Source organism: Streptomyces sp. CA-181903 (genome assembly GCF_050937075.1).
Classification (GTDB): domain Bacteria; phylum Actinomycetota; class Actinomycetes; order Streptomycetales; family Streptomycetaceae; genus Streptomyces.
The window spans coordinates 5,497,619-5,515,557 of sequence record NZ_JBNJLY010000001.1; the positions used below are offsets into that span (position 1 = coordinate 5,497,619).

Sequence of the window (17,939 nt, forward strand, 5' to 3'; positions counted from 1 at the left end):
CTCCGGAACAGGGGGGAGGTTCCGAGGCCGCCGGCCTGGCCGGCGTGCCGCTCGTCCCGGGGGTGTGGAACGGGCGGCCGTCCGATCGGTGAGGAGCCCCGGGGCCCGCTACTGCCGCGGCCCCGGTCGCGTGCGCGGTGGCACGGCCGCGCCGGCACTGGGGACGTACCGGCGGGGCGTCGTCCGCAGTCCCCTGCGGACGGGGTGTCTCACTCATCTGCAGAAACCGTACGGCAGGGCGGGCGGCGGACGGTAGCCGTGTCACCCGTCCACCACCCGCCCCGCACAGGTTCTTCACGGGCGCCCGTGCAGACGCCCGCGCACGCCGGATCGGAAGGAGCGGGACCGGCGGATCAGAGCTGCCCGAGGGCCGCCTCGATGATGTCCAGACCCTCGTTGAGCAGGTCCTCGCCGATGACCAGCGGCGGCAGGAAGCGCAGCACGTTGCCGTAGGTGCCGCAGGTCAGCACGAGCAGGCCCTCGGCGTGGCACGCCTTGGCCAGGGCGCCGGCCGCCTCCGGGGCGGGGGCCTTGGTCTCCGGGTCCTTGACCAGCTCGACCGCGATCATCGCGCCGCGGCCGCGGATGTCGCCGATGACCGGGAACTTCTCCTGCATGACCGCGAGGCGGGCCTTCATGACCTCCTCGATGCGCTTCGCCTTCGCGTTGAGGTCCAGCTCGCGCATGGTCTCGATCGCGCCGAGCGCGGCGGCGCACGCCACCGGGTTGCCGCCGTAGGTGCCGCCCAGGCCGCCCGCGTGCGCCGAGTCCATGATCTCCGCGCGGCCGGTGACCGCGGCCAGCGGCATGCCGCCCGCGATGCCCTTGGCGGTGGTGATCAGGTCCGGGACGACGCCCTCGTCCTCACAGGCGAACCACTGGCCGGTACGGCAGAAGCCGGACTGGATCTCGTCCGCGACGAAGACGATGCCGTTGTCGTTGGCGAACTGCACGATCGCCGGCAGGAAGCCCTTGGCCGGCTCGATGAAGCCGCCCTCGCCGAGCACCGGCTCGATGATGATCGCGGCCACGTTCTCCGCGCCGACCTGCTTGGTGATCTGGTCGATGGCCTGCGCCGCGGCCTCGGGGCCGCAGTTCTCCGGGCCGGTCGGCCAGCGGTAGCCGTAGGCCACCGGCACCCGGTAGACCTCGGGGGCGAACGGGCCGAAGCCGTGCTTGTACGGCATGTTCTTGGCCGTCAGCGCCATCGTCAGGTTGGTGCGGCCGTGGTAGCCGTGGTCGAAGACGACGACCGCCTGGCGCTTGGTGTACGCGCGGGCGATCTTCACCGCGTTCTCGACGGCCTCGGCGCCCGAGTTGAACAGCGCCGACTTCTTGGCGTGGTCGCCCGGCGTCAGCTCGGCGAGCCGCTCGCACACCTCCACGTACCCCTCGTAGGGGGTGACCATGAAACAGGTGTGGGTGAAGTTCGCCAGCTGTGCCGACGCCCGGCGGACCACGGCCTCGGCGCTGGCGCCCACCGACGTCACGGCGATGCCCGAACCGAAGTCGATCAGCGAGTTGCCGTCCACGTCCTCGATCACGCCGCCGCCCGCGCGGGTCGTGAACACCGGCAGCACCGAGCCGACGCCCCCGGCGACCGTCGCCGTGCGCCGCGCCTGGAGCTCCAGCGACTTCGGGCCGGGGATGGCGGTGACGACGCGGCGCTCCTGGGGGAGGGCCGAGCCTCCGGTCAGTTCGGTCATGGTGGGCTCCCGGGGAAGAACGCGGACTTTTGACCGCAGGCTAAGGGCGGGCCGACGGGCCCGGCATGTTCCGTTCGGGAGAAGTACGGGCGCGCCGTTGTCCGGACGGTACATGGCGGGACCGGCCGCGACCGGCGCCCCGCCGCCCGGGCCCGACCCCGCCGAACCGGGCGGCGCCGTCTCCCGGACCACCCCGAGTCGGCCCCGAGACGACCCGGAGTCACCCCGGAACTCCGCCCGGAGACGCTGAACTCCCCGCTCAGGGCCGCTAGATTGGCCACGCGACGTCGGTCCGGCCGCAGCCGGGCCGCACGGCGGGCAGGCAGCAGCAGTGGTGGCAGCGACGGCAGGACCGGCCGGCGGGGGCAAGGGGCAGCGATGGCGACCGAGGACACGTACGGGGACGCGTACGGCGCACCTCCCTTCCACGGCGGACGGGCGGCCCGGCCCGTCCCGCCGGCGCCGCGCCGGCCGCCGGCACCCGCGCCGGCCGAGGCCGAGCACCCGTTCCTGACCTGGCTGCGCACCCCCCGGCCGGCCGCCCAGCCCGGCGTCTGGCGCTTCGGCCACCGCCCCAAACCGCCGGAGGAGCCCGGCCGCACCCCCGGCCGGCAGCTCGCCGGCGGCGCGGTGATCTCGATGCTGTGCGGCTGGCTCGTCTGGTCCCTGCTGTGGCACGGCTACTTCGGCCCGTACTGGAAGTGGCCGCTGAAGGCCCTGGTCCCCGGCGACTGGGACGAGATGTCCCGCGAGTGGATGCTGTCCTCCTACGTCTACTACGCCCTCTGGTTCTGCGGCCTGGTCGTCCTCTTCGCCCGCATCGGCCGCGTCCCCGAGCTGTGGCGCCGCTACGGACGTCCCGCCTGGTCCGCCCTCAAACGCAGGACGGGCGTCCGGCTGCCCCCCGTCCTGCTCCCCGAGCGGCCCGACCGCATCCCCCGGCCCATGCTCGTCCGCCGCGCGGCCCTGGCGCTGGCCGGCGCCGTCGTCGCCTGGGAGCTCTGCTACGACGTGTTCGGCGAGATCTGGCTGTGGCCGCTGATGCGGGTGATGCCGGTCTCCTGGATGCAGCCGCCGATGTTCTTCTACGCCAGCTACGCCTACTACACCCTCTTCATCGGCCTCTTCCTCACCCTCGCCGCCCGGTTCGGCTGCTGGGGCGAGCTCTGGCGCCGGTACACGGCCCCCGACCGGCCGCCCCGGCTCCCCGGCGGGCCGGCCGGGACCGTCGCCCCCGCCCCCGACGAGGACCCGGCCGACTGGCCCCGGCTGCGCGCCGAGGGCGCCCCCGACGCCGCCGAGCGGCTCGCCGCGGACGCCCGCCGGGGCCTGATGAACGACGTGGACCGGGCCCGGATCGAACGCGCCTGGGAGGCCGTCCGCGACCGGCCCGAGTGGCGGCCCGCCTTCACCGACGCCGTGCTGCGGGCCGGCGCCGCCGCCTGCGCCCACCCCTCCGGCGCCCGCGACCTGCCCGTCCGGGCCGCCCGGCACGACCTGGCCACAGGCCAGGTCCGGATCGGCACCGCCGCCGAGGACCGGCGCAACCCCTACGACCACCGCGGCGTCGGCTGGGCGCTGGAGCCGGGCCTGCTCGGCACCTCCCTGCTCGCCGTCGGCCCGCCCGGCTGCGGCAAGACCGCCGGGCTGGTCCGGCCGGTGCTGGAGTCGCTGTGCCTCCAGGCCCTGGCCGGGCGTGCCGCCGTCGTCGCCGTCGGAGCCGCCGGCACCGACCTGGCGCCCGACGAGGCGTTCGACGTGGTGATCCGCATCGGCCGGCCGGACTCGGCCTACGACCTTGACCTGTACGGCGGCACCGAGGACCCCGACGAGGCCGCGGCGATGCTCGCGGAGGGGCTGGTCGGCGACCTCGCCGCCGCGCTCCCCGGCGGGGACGGACGCCGCGCGGCCACCGCCCTCGCCCAGATCCTCGGCCCGTACCACGGCGCCCACGGCCGCTTCCCGTCCGTCCAGGAGCTGCGGGAGTTGCTCGACGGCTCGCCCGCGGCGCTCGACGCGCTCCGCGACCGGCTCGCGGCCACCGGCCAAGACGCGCTGGCCCGCGAGCTGGACGCCCGCGAGCGGCAGGCGCGACGGCCCGGCGATCCGGCGCCGATGCTCGCCGACCGCGTCGCACTGCTCGACCGCCCGGCGTTCGCGGGCTTCTTCGACACCGGCGACCCCCGGCGCACCTTCTCCCTCCGCACCCTCGAACACCCGTTGCGGGTCCGGATCGACCTGCCGGAACGCGGGCACGCGGAGGCGTCCCGGATGCTGGCCCGGCTGATCCTCGCCCAGTTCACCGAGTCCGCCGCCGCCCGCGCCGACCGCTCCCTCTTCGCCTGCCTGGTGCTCGACGACGCCACCCACACGGTGACGGCCGAGTCGGTGCGCGGCCTCCAGCGGCTGCGCTCGGCGCACGCCGGCGCCGTCCTCACCCTCCGCACGCTGGACGACGTGCCCGAGGCGCTGCGCAGCGCCCTCCTCGGCACCGTCGGCTGCCGGATGGCCTTCTCCGGCGTGACCACCTGGGACGGCGCGCGGTTCGCCGAGGTCTGGGGAAGGAGTGGGTGGAGACCCGCGACGTCACCGACCGCCAGATCATCGCCCACGAGCCGCTCACCCGCGCCCTGCACGTCCTCCGCCGGGTGGTCACCGGCCGCGCGGTCACCGCCCAGTCCGTCACCGTGCGCACGGTGGAACGCGAGCGCTGGTCCGCCTCGGAGCTGGCGCACGGGGTGCCGCCGGGGCACGCGGTGCTGTCGGTGACGTCGGTACGGGGGGCGATGACGCCGCCGGTGCTGGTGAACCTGCGGGACTGAGGGCCGCCCTGCGCGAGACCGCGCCCTTTGCTCCGCTGAGGCAGAATCGGTCACAGCAGTTCATACGGGACGGCCCGGTCGCCGTGCCGTCCCGCTCTGGTCGTTCGGGTTCCTCCGAAGCCGCCCATCCGAAGGTGCCATGCCCCCCACGCTCGCCTCGCTCGTCCACCACTCCTCCCTCAGGCTCACCGTCCTCGCGGGCCGGGAGCGGCTGGACACCCCCGTCCGCTGGGCGCACGTCAGCGAACTGGCGGACCCGGTGCCCTGGATGGAGGGCGGCGAACTGCTGCTGATCACCGCCATGAAGATCGACGCGGCGGACCCGGACACCGTGCGCCCCTACGTCAGGCGGCTGGTCCGGGCGGGCGTCGTCGGCCTCGGGTTCGCCGTCGGCGTCAACTACGAGCAGGTGCCGGCCGCCCTCGTCGAGGCCGCGGAGGAAGCGGGGCTTCCGCTGCTGGAGGTGCCCCGGCGCACCCCCTTCATCGCCATCAGCAAGGCCGTCTCGGCCGCCATCGCCGCCGAGCAGTACCGGGCCGTCACCGCGGGCTTCGCCGCCCAGCGCGAGCTGACCCGCGCCGCCCTCGGCCCCGACGGCCCGGCTGGGCTGCTCGCCCGGCTCGCCGCGTACCTCGACGGCTGGGCCGCCCTGTACGACGCGTCGGGCGCGGTCGTCGCCGCGGCCCCCGACTGGGCCGCCCGGCGCGCCGCCCGCTTCGGCCCGGACGTCGAGCGGCTGCGCGGCCGGCCCGCCCCCGCGAGCGCCGTCGTCGCGCCGGAGGAGGGCGACGACCGGGTCGAGCTCCAGTCCCTCGGCACCGGCCGGCGCGCCCGCGGCGTCCTCGCCGTCGGCACGGGGGCGCCGCTCGGCACCCCCGAGCGGTACGCCGTCCACTCGGCCGTCGCCCTGCTCACCCTCGCCACCGAGCGCTCCCGCGCCCTCCAGGCCGCCGAGCAGCGGCTCGGCGCGGCGGTGCTGCGGATGCTGCTCTCCGGCGAGGCGGAGCACGCGCGGACCGTCGCCGGGGAGCTCTACGGTTCCCTGCTCGACCGGCCGTTCCGGGTGCTCGTCGCCGAGCCGGTGCCGGCGGAGGGCGCCGACCCGGACGCCGGCGACCCGCTCGCCGCGCTCGCCGACGCGGCGGAGGCGGCGGGGAGCCGGGCGGCGGAGCCGGTGCTCGCCGTGCCGGACGGGGGGCGGCTCGTCCTGCTGGCCCCGGACGGCGGGGCTGCGCTCGCCGCTTGCGCGGAGGCCGCGCGGGGGGAGCGCGCCGGTCTGGTGCTCGGCCTGTCCGCCGCCACCGCGCCCGCGGACACCGCCGCCGCCCTCCGCCAGGCGGAACAGGCCCTCTCCGTCGCCCGCCGCCGCGGCAACCCTCTCGTCGAGCACGAGGACGTCGCCCTTGGGTCCGTCATTCCCCTCCTCGGCGACGACGCCGTACGGGCCTTCGCCGACGGGCTGCTGCGAGCGCTGCGGGCACACGACGCGGCAGGGCGCGGCGATCTCGTCGCTTCGCTGCGGGCTTGGCTGTCGCGGCACGGGCAGTGGGACGCGGCCGCCGCGGATCTGGGGGTGCATCGGCATACGTTGCGGTATCGGATGCGGCGGGTGGAGGAGATTTTGGGGCGGTCGCTGGATGATCCTGATGTGCGGATGGAGTTGTGGCTGGCGTTGAAGGCTTCGCCGGGGGCGGGGGAGTAGGCCCCGGACCCTCCCCCAGAGGGGGCACCCCCATTCGCCGTTTCCTGGGGCTGCGCCCCAGACCCCCTTGTCGCGGCTTCGCCGCTCGTCCTCAATCGCCGGACGGGCTGGATTCGGCCCGGGCGCGCACTTCAGCCTGTCCGGCGTTTGAGGACAACCGCGCGCAGCGCGGTTTCGGGGGGTCTGGGGCGCAGCCCCCAGGAATCGGTGAAGGGGCGGGACCGGGGCACCCCCCACCGCGCCGATCCGGCGCGCCGCCCCCGCGCTCCGCTCCACGGCGGACAAATGGCGCGCCCCCGTCCGCCCCCTACGGTGAGGGGGCACGCACCCACCCCCGTCCCGGAAAGGCGGCCCCATGACCACCCCCGCCCCGCACGCGTTCTGGCTGGCCGGCCGCAAGGCCACCGGCGAGGAGACCTTCGACGTCACGAACTCCTGGGACGGCCGCCTGGTCGGCACCGTGAGCGTGCCCACCGAGGCGCAGGTGGAGGAGGCCGTGGCCGCCGCGCACGCGGTGCGCGAGGAGTTCGCGGGGACGCCCGCGCACGTCCGTACGGCCGCCCTCGACCACGTCGCCAAGCGGCTGGCCGAGCGCACGGAGGAGATCGCCCAGCTGATCTCGGCCGAGAACGGCAAGCCCATCAAGTGGGCGCGCGGCGAGGTCGGCCGGGCCGTCTCCGTCTTCCGGTGGGCCGCCGAGGAGGCGCGCCGTTTCAACGCGGGTGACGCGCAGCGGCTGGACACCGACCCGGGTTCCACCGGCCGCCTGGCCCTCACGCGCCGCTTCCCGCGCGGCGTCGTGCTCGGCATCGCGCCGTTCAACTTCCCGTTGAACCTGGCCGCGCACAAGGTCGCGCCCGCCATCGCGGTCGGGGCGCCGATCATCCTCAAGCCGGCCCCGGCGACCCCGCTGTCGTCGCTGGTCCTCGGCGAGCTGCTGGCCGAGACGGAGCTGCCGGCCGGTTCGTGGAGCGTCCTGACCGTTCCCAACGACCGGATGCCGGCCCTCGTCCGGGACGAGCGGCTGCCGGTGATCTCGTTCACCGGTTCCGGCCCGGTCGGCTGGTCCATCCTGGACTCCGTGCCGCGCAAGCACGTCACCCTGGAGCTGGGCGGCAACGGCGCGGCCGTCGTCCTGGCCGACTGGTCCTCCGAGGCGGACCTGGACCGGGCGGCGCAGCGCATCGCGACCTTCTCCAACTACCAGGGCGGCCAGTCCTGCATCTCGGTGCAGCGCGTCATCGCCGACGCGTCGCTGTACGAGCGCCTGGTGCCCAAGGTCGTCGCGGCCGTCGAGGCCCAGGTGACCGGCGACCCGTCGGACGCGGCCACCGACGTCGGCCCGCTGGTCAGCGAGGACGCCGCCAAGCGCGTCGAGTCGTGGGTGGACGAGGCCGTCGCCGCGGGCGCGAAGCTGCTCGCCGGCGGCAAGCGCGAGGGGGCCACCTACGCCCCGACCGTGCTCGCGGACGTCCCGGCCGGTGTGACCATCGCCTGCGAGGAGGTCTTCGGACCGGTGCTGACCCTCTCCAAGGCCGACGGCGAGGAGGCCGCCTTCGGGGCCGTCAACGACTCGCCCTACGGCCTCCAGGCGGGCGTCTTCACCCACGACCTCCAGACCGCCTTCCGCGCCCACCGCGCGCTGGAGACCGGCGGCGTGGTCATCGGCGACGTCCCGTCGTACCGCGCGGACCAGATGCCGTACGGCGGCGCCAAGCAGTCCGGCGTGGGCCGCGAGGGCGTGCGCTACGCGATGGACGACTACACCTACGAGCGGGTGCTCGTCCTGACGGGCCTGGCTCTGTAGGCACGTCAGTGCGCTCCGGGCCCGTGACCCGGAGCGCACTGTTCCCCCGTGCCGTCGGCACGTTCCCCCGATTTCCCCGTGAAGCCCCGGGGTGCCGACGGGAACGACTCTAGGGACCCGGCGGGCGGGACCCATCCCCTCGCCGGTTGAATCCCGGGTCAACCCCTGCGGTATCCCGGCGCCCCGCCTCCACCCGCCGCGGCAGCCGGCACCGCCCGCGCCCGGCCGATGCCGGGTCCGGCCGCGCGCGGGTACGCTGCGGCGGTGCGGACGGCAGGGGCGGCAGGAGCGCGGTCACGCGCGTGGATGCGGGCGCTGGAACGGCGGTCCGCCGCCTGGCCGTTGTGGGTGCGGGACGCTCCGCTGGCGCTGTGCTGCACCGCCGCCACGGCGGTCTACGTCAGTACGCCGTCGCCCGCGAACGACCTCTGGAAGCGGCCCGACGCGCTGGCGTACGCGCTGATCTGCGTCATCAACCTGAGCCTGGCCGCCCGCCGGCTGGCGCCCGTCCTCACGTTCGCCCTGACCAGCACCTTGTGGATGGTGTTCGTCGCCGCGGGGTACTGGCCGATCGTCAACAGCCTCTGCCCGATGGTGACGCTGTACGCGGTCGCGGCCAGCCGTCCCGCCCCGGTGGCCATGGTCTGCGGTGTCTGCTGTGCCGGATGCGCGGTCCTCTCCTCGGTGCTCGGCGACACCGACGATCTGGTGACCACGATCGCCCAGGCCGCGGTGATGCTCGGCATCATCCTGAAGTTCGGCGGCAACGCGCGCCAACTGGCCCAGCGCAACGCCGACTTGTCCCACCTGGCGGCCCAGCTGCGCCGGGAGCGCGAGGAGAACGCCCGCCGCGCCGTCGCCGAGGAGCGGGTCCGCATCGCCCGGGAGCTGCACGACGTGGTCGCCCACCACATGTCCGTGGTGTCGGTGCAGGCCGGGCTCGCCCGCTATGTCTTCACCAGCGATCCGGCCACCGCCCAGGACGCGCTGGGCACGATATCGGCCAGCAGCGGGGAGGCGCTGGAGGAGATGCGCCGGCTGCTGGCCGTGCTCCGCGTCGGCCCGGAGGGCGGGGACGAGAGCGGCCACCCGGAAGGCGACTGCCCGTACCACCCGATGCCCGGCCTGGACCGGCTGGAGGCGACCGTGGAGCGGATGCGGTCGGTGGGCGTCCGGGTGGACCTGCAGGTCACGGGGGAGCGGCGGCCCCTGGCGGCCGGCCCCGACCTGTGCGCGTACCGCGTGGTCCAGGAGGCGCTGACCAACATCATCAAGCACGCGGGCGCCGCCAGCGCGGTGGTCCGCGTCGCGTTCCGCCCGCACGAACTGGAGCTGAGCGTCACCGACGACGGCCGGCCCGCGCCCCGGCGGCGGCGCAACGTTCCGGCCAACCCGGTGCGGTCCGGCGGCCATGGATTGATCGGCATGCGCGAGCGCGCCAGGATCTACGGGGGGAGACTCGCGGCCGGCCCGCGGGCGGACGGCGGCTTCGAGGTCCGGCTGACGCTTCCCCTCCAGTGACCGGCGGGGGCGGAGCGGATCATGACCGGCGAGCACGGCGGCGGTACCGGCATACGCGTCCTCGTCGTCGACGACCAGGTCCTCATCCGCGCCGGCGTCGCGGCCCTGCTGCGCGCGGCCCCCGGCGTGACCGTGGCCGCCGAGGCCGCCGACGGGCAGGAGGCCGTCGACCTGGCCGTCGCCCACCACCCCGACGTCGTCCTCATGGACATCCGGATGCCCGGCCTCAGCGGCATCGCCGCCACCGAGCGCATCCTCGCCGCCGGCCTCGTCCCCGCGCCCAGGATCCTCGTCCTCACCACCTTCGACCTCGACGAGTACGTCTACGCCGCGTTGCGCGCCGGCGCCTCCGGCTTCCTGCTCAAGGACGCCGGGCCGCAGCGGCTGCTGGCCGCCGTCACCGCCGTGGCGGGCGGGGACACCCTGTTCTCGCCCAGCGTCACCCGCCGCCTCGTCGAGGCGTTCACCCGGCCGCGGTCCGCCCCCGAACCACCCCGGAGCGAGGTCCTCGACGCGCTCACCGGCCGCGAACGGGAGGTGCTGCGCCACACCGGGCGCGGCCTGTCCAACGGCGAGATCGCCACCGAGCTCGTCATCAGCGAGGCCACCGTCAAGACCCACCTCAACCGCGCCATGGCCAAACTCGGCCTCTGCAGCCGCGCCCAGGCCGTGGTCGTCGCCTACGAGAGCGGTCTGGTGACGCCCGGCGCACGGTCCTGACGGCCGCCCGGCCCGGCCGGAATCCCGCGCGCGGTCTGGTAGACACCCGGCGGATCGGGTACATACGGACCGGTAGCACCGGTCGGTATCGACCGTGACAACCGCGACGACTGAAGCGGCGAGGTGCCCCATGACCGCACCATCCGTACGGCCGGTCTCCGAGCGTGAGGCCCGCCGGGTCGCCGAGGCGGCCCGCGAGCAGGGCTGGCAGAAGCCCAGCTTCGCCAAGGAACTCTTCCTCGGCAGGTTCCGGCTCGACCTGATCCACCCGTACCCGACGCCCGAGCCGGAGGACGTGCGGCGCGGCGAGGAGTTCCTCGCCCGGCTGCGCGCGTTCTGCGAGACGGGCATCGACCCCGCCCGCATCGAACGCGAGGCGCGCATCCCCGACGAGACGGTCGCGGGCCTCAGGGAGCTCGGCGCCTTCGGAATGAAGATCGACGTCCGGTACGGCGGCCTCGGCCTCACCCAGGTGTACTACAACAAGGCCCTGATGCTGGTCGGCTCGGTCAGCCCGGTGGTCGGCGCGCTGCTCTCGGCCCACCAGTCCATCGGCGTCCCGCAGCCGCTGAAGCTCTTCGGCACCCAGGAGCAGAAGGACGCGTTCCTGCCGCGCTGCGCCCGCCACGACATCTCGGCGTTCCTGCTCACCGAGCCGGACGTCGGCTCCGACCCGGCCCGGCTGGCCACCACGGCCGTGCCCGACGGCGACGACTACGTCCTCGACGGCGTCAAGCTCTGGACGACCAACGGCGTCGTCGCCGACCTGCTGGTCGTCATGGCCCGGGTGCCCAAGAGCGAGGGCCACAAGGGCGGGATCACCGCCTTCGTCGTGGAGACGGCGACCGAGGGCGTCACCGTCGAGCACCGCAACGCCTTCATGGGCCTGCGCGGCATCGAGAACGGCGTCACCCGCTTCCACGGGGTCCGGGTCCCGGCGGCGCACCGCATCGGCCCCGAGGGCGCCGGCCTGAAGATCGCGCTGACCACGCTGAACACCGGACGGCTGTCCATCCCGGCGATGTGCGTCGGCGCCGGCAAGTGGTGCCTCAAGATCGCCCGCGAGTGGTCCGCCGCCCGCGAGCAGTGGGGCAAGTCCATCGCCCGCCACGAGGCCGTCGGCGCGAAGATCTCGTTCATCGCCGCCACCACCTTCGCCCTGGAGGCGATCGTCGACCTCTCCGGCCAGATGGCCGACGAGGACCGCAACGACATCCGCATCGAGGCCGCCCTCGCCAAGCTCTACGGCAGCGAGATGGGCTGGCTGATGACGGACGAGCTGATCCAGATCCGCGGCGGCCGGGGCTACGAGACGGCCGCCTCCCTCGCCGCCCGCGGCGAACGCGCCGTCCCCGCCGAGCAGATGCTCCGCGACATGCGCATCAACCGGATCTTCGAGGGCTCCACCGAGATCATGCACCTGCTGATCGCCCGGGAGGCCGTGGACGCCCACCTGTCGGTCGCCGGCGACCTCATCGACCCGGAGAAGACCCTGGGCGACAAGGCGCGGGCCGGTGCCCGGGCCGGCGGCTTCTACGCCCGCTGGCTGCCCAAGCTCGTCGCGGGCCCCGGCCAGCTGCCGACCAGCTACGCCGAGTTCCACCCGGCCGGCCACACGGATCTCTCCGGGCACCTGCGCTACGTCGAACGCGCCTCGCGCCGGCTCGCGCGCTCCACCTTCTACGCCATGTCCCGCTGGCAGGGACGGCTGGAGACGAAGCAGGGGTTCCTGGGACGCGTGGTGGACATCGGCGCCGAACTCTTCGCCATGAGCGCGGCCTGCGTCCGGGCCGAGCAGCTGCGGACCCAGGGGGCGCACGGCAGGGAGGCGTACGGCCTCGCGGACGCCTTCTGCCGGCAGGCGCGGATCCGCGCCGACGAGCTCTTCGCCCGGCTGTGGACCAACACCGACGCCCTCGACCGCTCGGTGGTGAACGCGGTGACGGCCGGGGCCTGCACCTGGCTGGAGGAGGGCATCCTCGACCCGAGCGGCGACGGCCCCTGGATCGCCGACGCCACCCCGGGCCCGGCCAAGTACGACAACGTGCACCGGCCGGTCCCCTGATCCGAGCCCCTCCGGTCCGCCGGGACCGGAGGGGGCCTGGGCGCCCGGGCCTCCCCAGCCCCCACAATGGGGGGATGACCGACTCCCTCGCTGACCCGCATCTGCGCTACTCCGCCCCCACGCACCGGAGCGGCGGCCCGCGCGAGATCGTGATCCTCGGTTCGACCGGTTCGATCGGAACCCAGGCCATCGATCTCGTGCTGCGCAACCCCGACCGGTTCACGGTGACGGCCCTGTCCGCCGCCGGCGGCCGGGTCGAGCTGCTCGCCGAGCAGGCGCACCGGCTGGACGTACGGGCGGTGGCCGTGGCGCGGGAGGAGGCGGCTCCGGCGCTGCGGGCGGCGCTGGCCGCCCGGTACGGCGCCCGGCCGCTGCCGGAGGTGCTGGCGGGGCCGGACGCGGCCACGGAGCTGGCGCGTAGCGAGTGCCACACGGTCCTCAACGGCATCACGGGTTCGATCGGCCTGGCGCCGACGCTGGCCGCGTTGGAGGCGGGCCGGTCGCTGGCGCTGGCGAACAAGGAGTCGCTGATCGTCGGCGGTCCGCTGGTCAAGGCCGTCGCCAAGCCCGGCCAGATCGTCCCGGTGGACTCCGAGCACGCGGCGCTCTTCCAGGCGCTGCTGGGCGGTGCCCGCAGCGAGGTCCGCAAGCTGGTGGTGACGGCCTCGGGCGGTCCGTTCCGCGGACGCACGAAGGAGCAGTTGGCCGCCGTCACCCCGGCCGACGCCCTCGCGCACCCCACGTGGTCCATGGGCCCGGTGATCACCGTCAACTCCGCGACGCTGGTCAACAAGGGCCTGGAGGTCATCGAGGCCCACCTGCTCTACGACATCCCGTTCGACCGCATCGAGGTCGTCGTCCACCCGCAGTCGTACGTGCACTCGATGGTGGAGTTCACCGACGGCTCCACCCTCGCCCAGGCCACGCCGCCGGACATGCGCGGTCCGATCGCCATCGGCCTGGGCTGGCCGGAGCGGGTGCCGGACGCGGCTCCGGCCTTCGACTGGTCGAAGGCGTCGACGTGGGAGTTCTTCCCGCTGGACGAGGAGGCGTTCCCCTCCGTCGCGCTGGCCCGGCACGTGGGCACGCTGGGCGGCACGGCCCCGGCGGTCTTCAACGCCGCGAACGAGGAGTGCGTCGACGCGTTCCTCTCCGGCGGCCTGCCGTTCAATGGCATCGTGGACACCGTCGCCGAGGTCGTGGCGGAGCACGGCACCCCCGACCGGGGAACCCTCCTCACGGTCCCGGACGTCCTGCAGGCGGAGACCTGGGCCCGCGCCCGGGCCCGCGAACTGGTGGCGCGTACGGCAACCGCGGTCCGTACGGCCGGAGCGACCTCGGAGGCCCGCGCATGACCCTTCTGATGACGGTCCTCGGGATAGTCGTCTTCGTGGTGGGCCTGCTGTTCTCCATCGCCTGGCACGAGCTGGGCCACCTCTCGACCGCCAAGATGTTCGGCATCCGCGTGCCGCAGTACATGGTCGGTTTCGGCCCGACGATCTTCTCCAGGAAGAAGGGCGACACCGAGTACGGCGTCAAGGCGATCCCGCTCGGCGGCTACATCCGCATGATCGGCATGTTCCCGCCCGGCGAGGACGGCAAGATCGCGGCCCGGTCCACGTCCCCCTGGCGCGGCATGATCGAGGACGCCCGGTCGGCGGCGTTCGAGGAGCTCCAGCCGGGCGACGAGAGCCGGCTCTTCTACACGCGCAAGCCCTGGAAGCGCGTGATCGTGATGTTCGCCGGGCCCTTCATGAACCTGGTCCTCGCCGTGGTGCTCTTCCTCGGCGTGCTGATGACCTTCGGCGTCCGCACCGAGACGACGCAGGTCGGCTCGGTCCAGGACTGCGTCGTCAAGGCGTCCAGCGCCACCGACACCTGTCCCAAGGACGCCCCGAAGTCCCCGGCCAACGCGGCCGGCCTGCGGGCCAAGGACAAGATCGTCGCGTTCGACGGCGACCCGACGCCCGACTGGAAGACGATCCAGAAGGACATCCGGAAGACCACCGGACCCGCGACGATCACCGTCGAGCGCGACGGCAAGCGCCTCGACCTGCACGCCAATCTCATCAAGAACCAGGTCCAGAAGTACGACGGCGACGGCAACCCCGTCCGCGGCGAGTACATCACCGCCGGCTTCCTCGGCTTCGCGCCCGCCAGCGGCATCGTCCAGCAGTCCTTCGGCCAGTCGGTGAACCGGATGGGCGACATGGTCCAGTCCGGCGTCGAGTCCCTGGTCGCCCTCCCCGGCAAGATCCCCGACCTTTGGAACGCGGCCTTCGACGGCGGCGAGCGCAAGGCCGACTCCCCGATGGGCGTCGTCGGCGCGGCCCGGGTCGGCGGCGAGGTGTTCACCCTTGACATCCCGCCGTCCCAGCAGATCGCGCTGATGCTGACCCTGGTGGCCGGCTTCAACCTCTCCCTGTTCCTGTTCAACATGCTGCCGCTGCTGCCCCTGGACGGCGGGCACATCGCCGGCGCCCTGTGGGAGTCGGTGCGCCGGATGTTCGCCAAGGTGTTCCGCCGCCCGGACCCCGGCCCGTTCGACGTGGCCAAGCTGATGCCGGTGGCGTACGTCGTCGCGGGTATCTTCATCTGCTTCACCCTGCTCGTCCTCGTGGCCGATGTGGTGAATCCGGTGCGCCTCACGTGAGAGGGGGCGGGGGCTCGCCTCCGTCCCGCGCCCCCGGCGCGTGGAACCCGTCCCGCCACCGTTCGTTCGGGCGGTGTTCGGGGCGGGATGTGCTTCGGGGGAGGCGCTTGCCGTAATCTCGGAAATCTCGGAGACCGGAGCCCGCCGATCTCGGGACCATGATTCAGACCTTGGGGTTGCTCGCCAGATGACCGCGATTTCGCTGGGAATGCCGTCCGTTCCGACCAAGCTCGCCGACCGCCGGGTCAGCCGCAAGATCCAGGTCGGCTCCGTGGCCGTGGGCGGGGACGCGCCGGTGTCGGTGCAGTCGATGACGACGACGCGGACGTCGGACATCGGTGCGACGTTGCAGCAGATCGCGGAGCTGACGGCTTCCGGTTGTCAGATCGTGCGGGTGGCGTGTCCGACGCAGGATGACGCGGACGCGTTGAAGGTGATCGCGGCGAAGTCGCAGATCCCGGTGATCGCGGACATCCACTTCCAGCCGAAGTACGTGTTCGCGGCGATCGACGCGGGCTGTGCGGCGGTGCGGGTCAACCCGGGGAACATCAAGCAGTTCGACGACAAGGTCAAGGAGATCGCGAAGGCGGCCTCCGAGGCCGGGACGCCGATCCGCATCGGTGTGAACGCGGGCTCGCTGGACCGCCGTCTGTTGCAGAAGTACGGCAAGGCCACGCCCGAGGCGCTGGTGGAGTCCGCGCTGTGGGAGGCGTCGCTGTTCGAGGAGCACGGCTTCCGCGACATCAAGATCTCCGTCAAGCACAACGACCCGGTCGTCATGGTCAACGCCTACCGGCAGCTGGCCGCGCAGTGTGACTACCCGCTGCACCTGGGCGTCACCGAGGCCGGTCCGGCCTTCCAGGGCACGATCAAGTCGGCCGTCGCCTTCGGCGCGCTGCTGTCGGAGGGCATCGGCGACACCATCCGCGTCTCGCTGTCGGCGCCGCCGGCGGAGGAGGTCAAGGTCGGCATCCAGATCCTGGAGTCGCTGAACCTGCGCCAGCGTCGGCTGGAGATCGTCTCGTGCCCGTCGTGCGGGCGGGCGCAGGTGGACGTCTACAAGCTGGCGGATGAGGTGACGGCGGGCCTGGAGGGCATGGAGGTGCCGTTGCGTGTGGCGGTGATGGGTTGTGTGGTCAACGGTCCGGGTGAGGCGCGTGAGGCGGACCTGGGTGTGGCGTCCGGCAACGGCAAGGGGCAGATCTTCGTGAAGGGCGAGGTCATCAAGACCGTCCCCGAGTCGAAGATCGTCGAGACACTCATCGAAGAGGCCATGAAGATCGCCGCCCAGATGGAGAAGGACGGCATCACCTCCGGCGAGCCCGAGGTCAGCGTCAGCGGCTGACGTACGCGACCCCGCGGTGGGAGGCCCGTCGTCCTCCCGCCGCGACGGGGTATGCGCCGAACCGGAGAGGTAAAGTGCCAGGAATCTGTTTTCCCGGCTCCCGGCCGCGACGGTGAGGCAACCGCACACGTGTTGACGACGACCACGACCAAGGTCCTGGAACCCGGCGACCTCGACGCCGCCCTCGCGGTACTCGACCGAGACCCCGTCGCCAACGCCTTCGTCGCCGCCCGTGTACAGGTCGCCGGCCTCGACCCCTGGCGGCTCGGCGGCGAGATGTGGGGCTGGTACGTCCTCGGGCGCCTGGAGGCGCTCTGCTACGCCGGGGCCAACCTCGTCCCCATCTGCGCCGGCCCCGAGGCCGTCCGCGCCTTCGCCGACCGCGCCCGCCGGGCCGGCCGCCGCTGCTCCTCCATCGTCGGGCCCGCCGAGTCCACCGCCGCCCTCTGGGCGCTGCTGGAACCGCACTGGGGGCCGGCCCGCGAGGTCCGCGCCCACCAGCCGCTCATGGTCACCCGCTCGATGCCCGCCGACGTCGACCCCGACCCGCTGGTCCGCCGCGTCCGCAAGGACGAGATGGAGCTGATCCTCCCGGCCTGCGTCGCCATGTTCACCGAGGAGGTCGGCGTCTCGCCGCTGGCCGGCGACGGCGGGCTCCTCTACCAGGCGCGCGTGGCCGAACTGGTGGGCTCCGGCCGGTCGTTCGCCCGGATAGAGAACGGCGAGGTCGTCTTCAAGGCCGAGATCGGCGCCGCCACCGCCCGCGCCTGCCAGATCCAGGGCGTCTGGGTCGCCCCCGGACACCGGGGCCGCGGGCTCTCCGTGACCGGTATGGCCGCCGTCCTGGACCACGCCCTCCGCGAGGTCGCCCCGGTGGTCAGCCTCTACGTCAACGACTACAACGCCGCCGCGCGCGCCGCCTACCGCCGGGTCGGCTTCCGGGAGACCGGCGCCTTCATGAGCGTCCTCTTCTGACCCCGGCCTCCCCGGCCCGGCGGGAAGACCGGCCGGCCGGGTAGCCTCCCCGCATGGATGACATCGTGGTCGGCCCGCTGGACCTCGCCGCGCGGGTCGACGACGCGCTGGGCGTGCAGGCCGTGGCCTTCGGGCTCAGCCCCGAGGAGGTCGGCGTCCGGCGCCACATCGTGCTCCGCCACCTCATCAGCCCCGGTGCCCGCGCCCTCGGCGCGACGACGGCGGACGGGCGGCTCGTCGGCTTCGTCTACGGCATGCCCAACGACCGCTGCCACTGGTGGTCCACCGTGGTCGAGCCGTACCTGCGGGCCACCGGGACGGAGGAGTGGCTGGACGACGCCTTCGTCATCACCGAGCTCCACGTCCACCCGTCCTTCCAGAACCGGCGGATCGGCCGGACGCTCATCACCGCGCTCACCGCGGACGCGGCGGAACCGCGCTCGATCCTCTCCGCCATCGACGTGGAGAGCCCGGCCCGCGCGCTCTACCGCAAGCTCGGCTACCGGGACCTGGCCCGGCAGGTGGTCTTCCCCAGCGCCGTCAGCCCGTACGTGGTGATGGGCGCGGAACTGCCGCTGCTCGACTGACGGGCCGGACGGAAAACCCGGTGAGATCCGCCCGGC

At 73.8% G+C, this 17,939-nt stretch carries 11 protein-coding genes and 1 pseudogene; 11 read left to right on the forward strand and 1 reads right to left on the reverse strand.

What is annotated here, in order from left to right:
- Window positions 1-353: 353 nt before the first annotated feature.
- A complete protein-coding gene (gabT, locus tag ACQEVS_RS24685; RefSeq protein WP_433023661.1) occupies window positions 354-1,706 on the reverse strand; it encodes a 4-aminobutyrate--2-oxoglutarate transaminase in 1,353 nt (450 codons plus the stop codon).
- Between the two features lie 378 nt (window positions 1,707-2,084).
- Between gabT and ACQEVS_RS24690 the strand changes: the two are divergent.
- From ACQEVS_RS24690 to ACQEVS_RS24740, 11 genes and pseudogenes are all read left to right on the forward strand, one after another.
- Window positions 2,085-4,528: pseudogene (locus ACQEVS_RS24690) on the forward strand (ATP/GTP-binding protein).
- A gap of 139 nt (window positions 4,529-4,667) precedes the next feature.
- Window positions 4,668-6,230 carry a PucR family transcriptional regulator gene (locus ACQEVS_RS24695; RefSeq protein ID WP_433023662.1) on the forward strand — a complete coding sequence of 521 codons (1,563 nt, stop codon included), beginning with the start codon at window positions 4,668-4,670 and terminating at the stop codon, window positions 6,228-6,230.
- 355 nt (window positions 6,231-6,585) lie between these two features.
- On the forward strand, window positions 6,586-8,037 hold the full coding sequence (locus ACQEVS_RS24700; RefSeq protein WP_433023663.1) for an aldehyde dehydrogenase family protein: 1,452 nt from the start codon (window positions 6,586-6,588) through the stop codon (window positions 8,035-8,037).
- Window positions 8,038-8,301: 264 nt separating this feature from the next.
- Window positions 8,302-9,558, forward strand: a complete 1,257-nt coding sequence (locus ACQEVS_RS24705) for a sensor histidine kinase (RefSeq protein ID WP_433023664.1) — start codon at window positions 8,302-8,304, stop codon at window positions 9,556-9,558.
- A 21-nt stretch (window positions 9,559-9,579) separates the two neighbouring features.
- Window positions 9,580-10,278, forward strand: coding sequence for a response regulator (locus ACQEVS_RS24710; protein WP_433023665.1), 699 nt, complete (start codon window positions 9,580-9,582; stop codon window positions 10,276-10,278).
- Window positions 10,279-10,408: 130 nt separating this feature from the next.
- Window positions 10,409-12,343 (forward strand): acyl-CoA dehydrogenase family protein, encoded by a 1,935-nt coding sequence (locus ACQEVS_RS24715; protein WP_433023666.1) that lies wholly within the window; start codon window positions 10,409-10,411, stop codon window positions 12,341-12,343.
- 74 nt (window positions 12,344-12,417) lie between these two features.
- Window positions 12,418-13,698: a 1-deoxy-D-xylulose-5-phosphate reductoisomerase gene (gene dxr, locus ACQEVS_RS24720; RefSeq protein WP_433023667.1), complete on the forward strand. Its 1,281-nt coding sequence runs from the start codon at window positions 12,418-12,420 to the stop codon at window positions 13,696-13,698.
- Window positions 13,695-14,996, forward strand: a complete 1,302-nt coding sequence (locus ACQEVS_RS24725; RefSeq protein WP_433023668.1) for a M50 family metallopeptidase — start codon at window positions 13,695-13,697, stop codon at window positions 14,994-14,996. Before dxr ends, ACQEVS_RS24725 begins: the two co-directional genes overlap by 4 nt.
- Before the next feature lie 187 nt (window positions 14,997-15,183).
- Window positions 15,184-16,341: a flavodoxin-dependent (E)-4-hydroxy-3-methylbut-2-enyl-diphosphate synthase gene (ispG, locus tag ACQEVS_RS24730; RefSeq protein WP_433023669.1), complete on the forward strand. Its 1,158-nt coding sequence runs from the start codon at window positions 15,184-15,186 to the stop codon at window positions 16,339-16,341.
- Between the two features lie 129 nt (window positions 16,342-16,470).
- A complete protein-coding gene (locus tag ACQEVS_RS24735) occupies window positions 16,471-17,316 on the forward strand; it encodes a GNAT family N-acetyltransferase (RefSeq protein WP_433023670.1) in 846 nt (281 codons plus the stop codon).
- A 53-nt stretch (window positions 17,317-17,369) separates the two neighbouring features.
- Window positions 17,370-17,903 (forward strand): GNAT family N-acetyltransferase, encoded by a 534-nt coding sequence (locus tag ACQEVS_RS24740; RefSeq protein WP_433023671.1) that lies wholly within the window; start codon window positions 17,370-17,372, stop codon window positions 17,901-17,903.
- Window positions 17,904-17,939 lie beyond the last annotated feature (36 nt).

Coding starts and splice junctions, on each gene's coding strand:
- gabT (WP_433023661.1), bottom strand. CDS start 1,706: ATGACCGAACTGACCGGAGGCTCGGCCCTCCCCCAGGAGCGCCGCGTC.
- ACQEVS_RS24695 (WP_433023662.1), top strand. CDS start 4,668: ATGCCCCCCACGCTCGCCTCGCTCGTCCACCACTCCTCCCTCAGGCTC.
- ACQEVS_RS24700 (WP_433023663.1), top strand. CDS start 6,586: ATGACCACCCCCGCCCCGCACGCGTTCTGGCTGGCCGGCCGCAAGGCC.
- ACQEVS_RS24710 (WP_433023665.1), top strand. CDS start 9,580: ATGACCGGCGAGCACGGCGGCGGTACCGGCATACGCGTCCTCGTCGTC.
- ACQEVS_RS24715 (WP_433023666.1), top strand. CDS start 10,409: ATGACCGCACCATCCGTACGGCCGGTCTCCGAGCGTGAGGCCCGCCGG.
- dxr (WP_433023667.1), top strand. CDS start 12,418: ATGACCGACTCCCTCGCTGACCCGCATCTGCGCTACTCCGCCCCCACG.
- ACQEVS_RS24725 (WP_433023668.1), top strand. CDS start 13,695: ATGACCCTTCTGATGACGGTCCTCGGGATAGTCGTCTTCGTGGTGGGC.
- ispG (WP_433023669.1), top strand. CDS start 15,184: ATGACCGCGATTTCGCTGGGAATGCCGTCCGTTCCGACCAAGCTCGCC.
- ACQEVS_RS24740 (WP_433023671.1), top strand. CDS start 17,370: ATGGATGACATCGTGGTCGGCCCGCTGGACCTCGCCGCGCGGGTCGAC.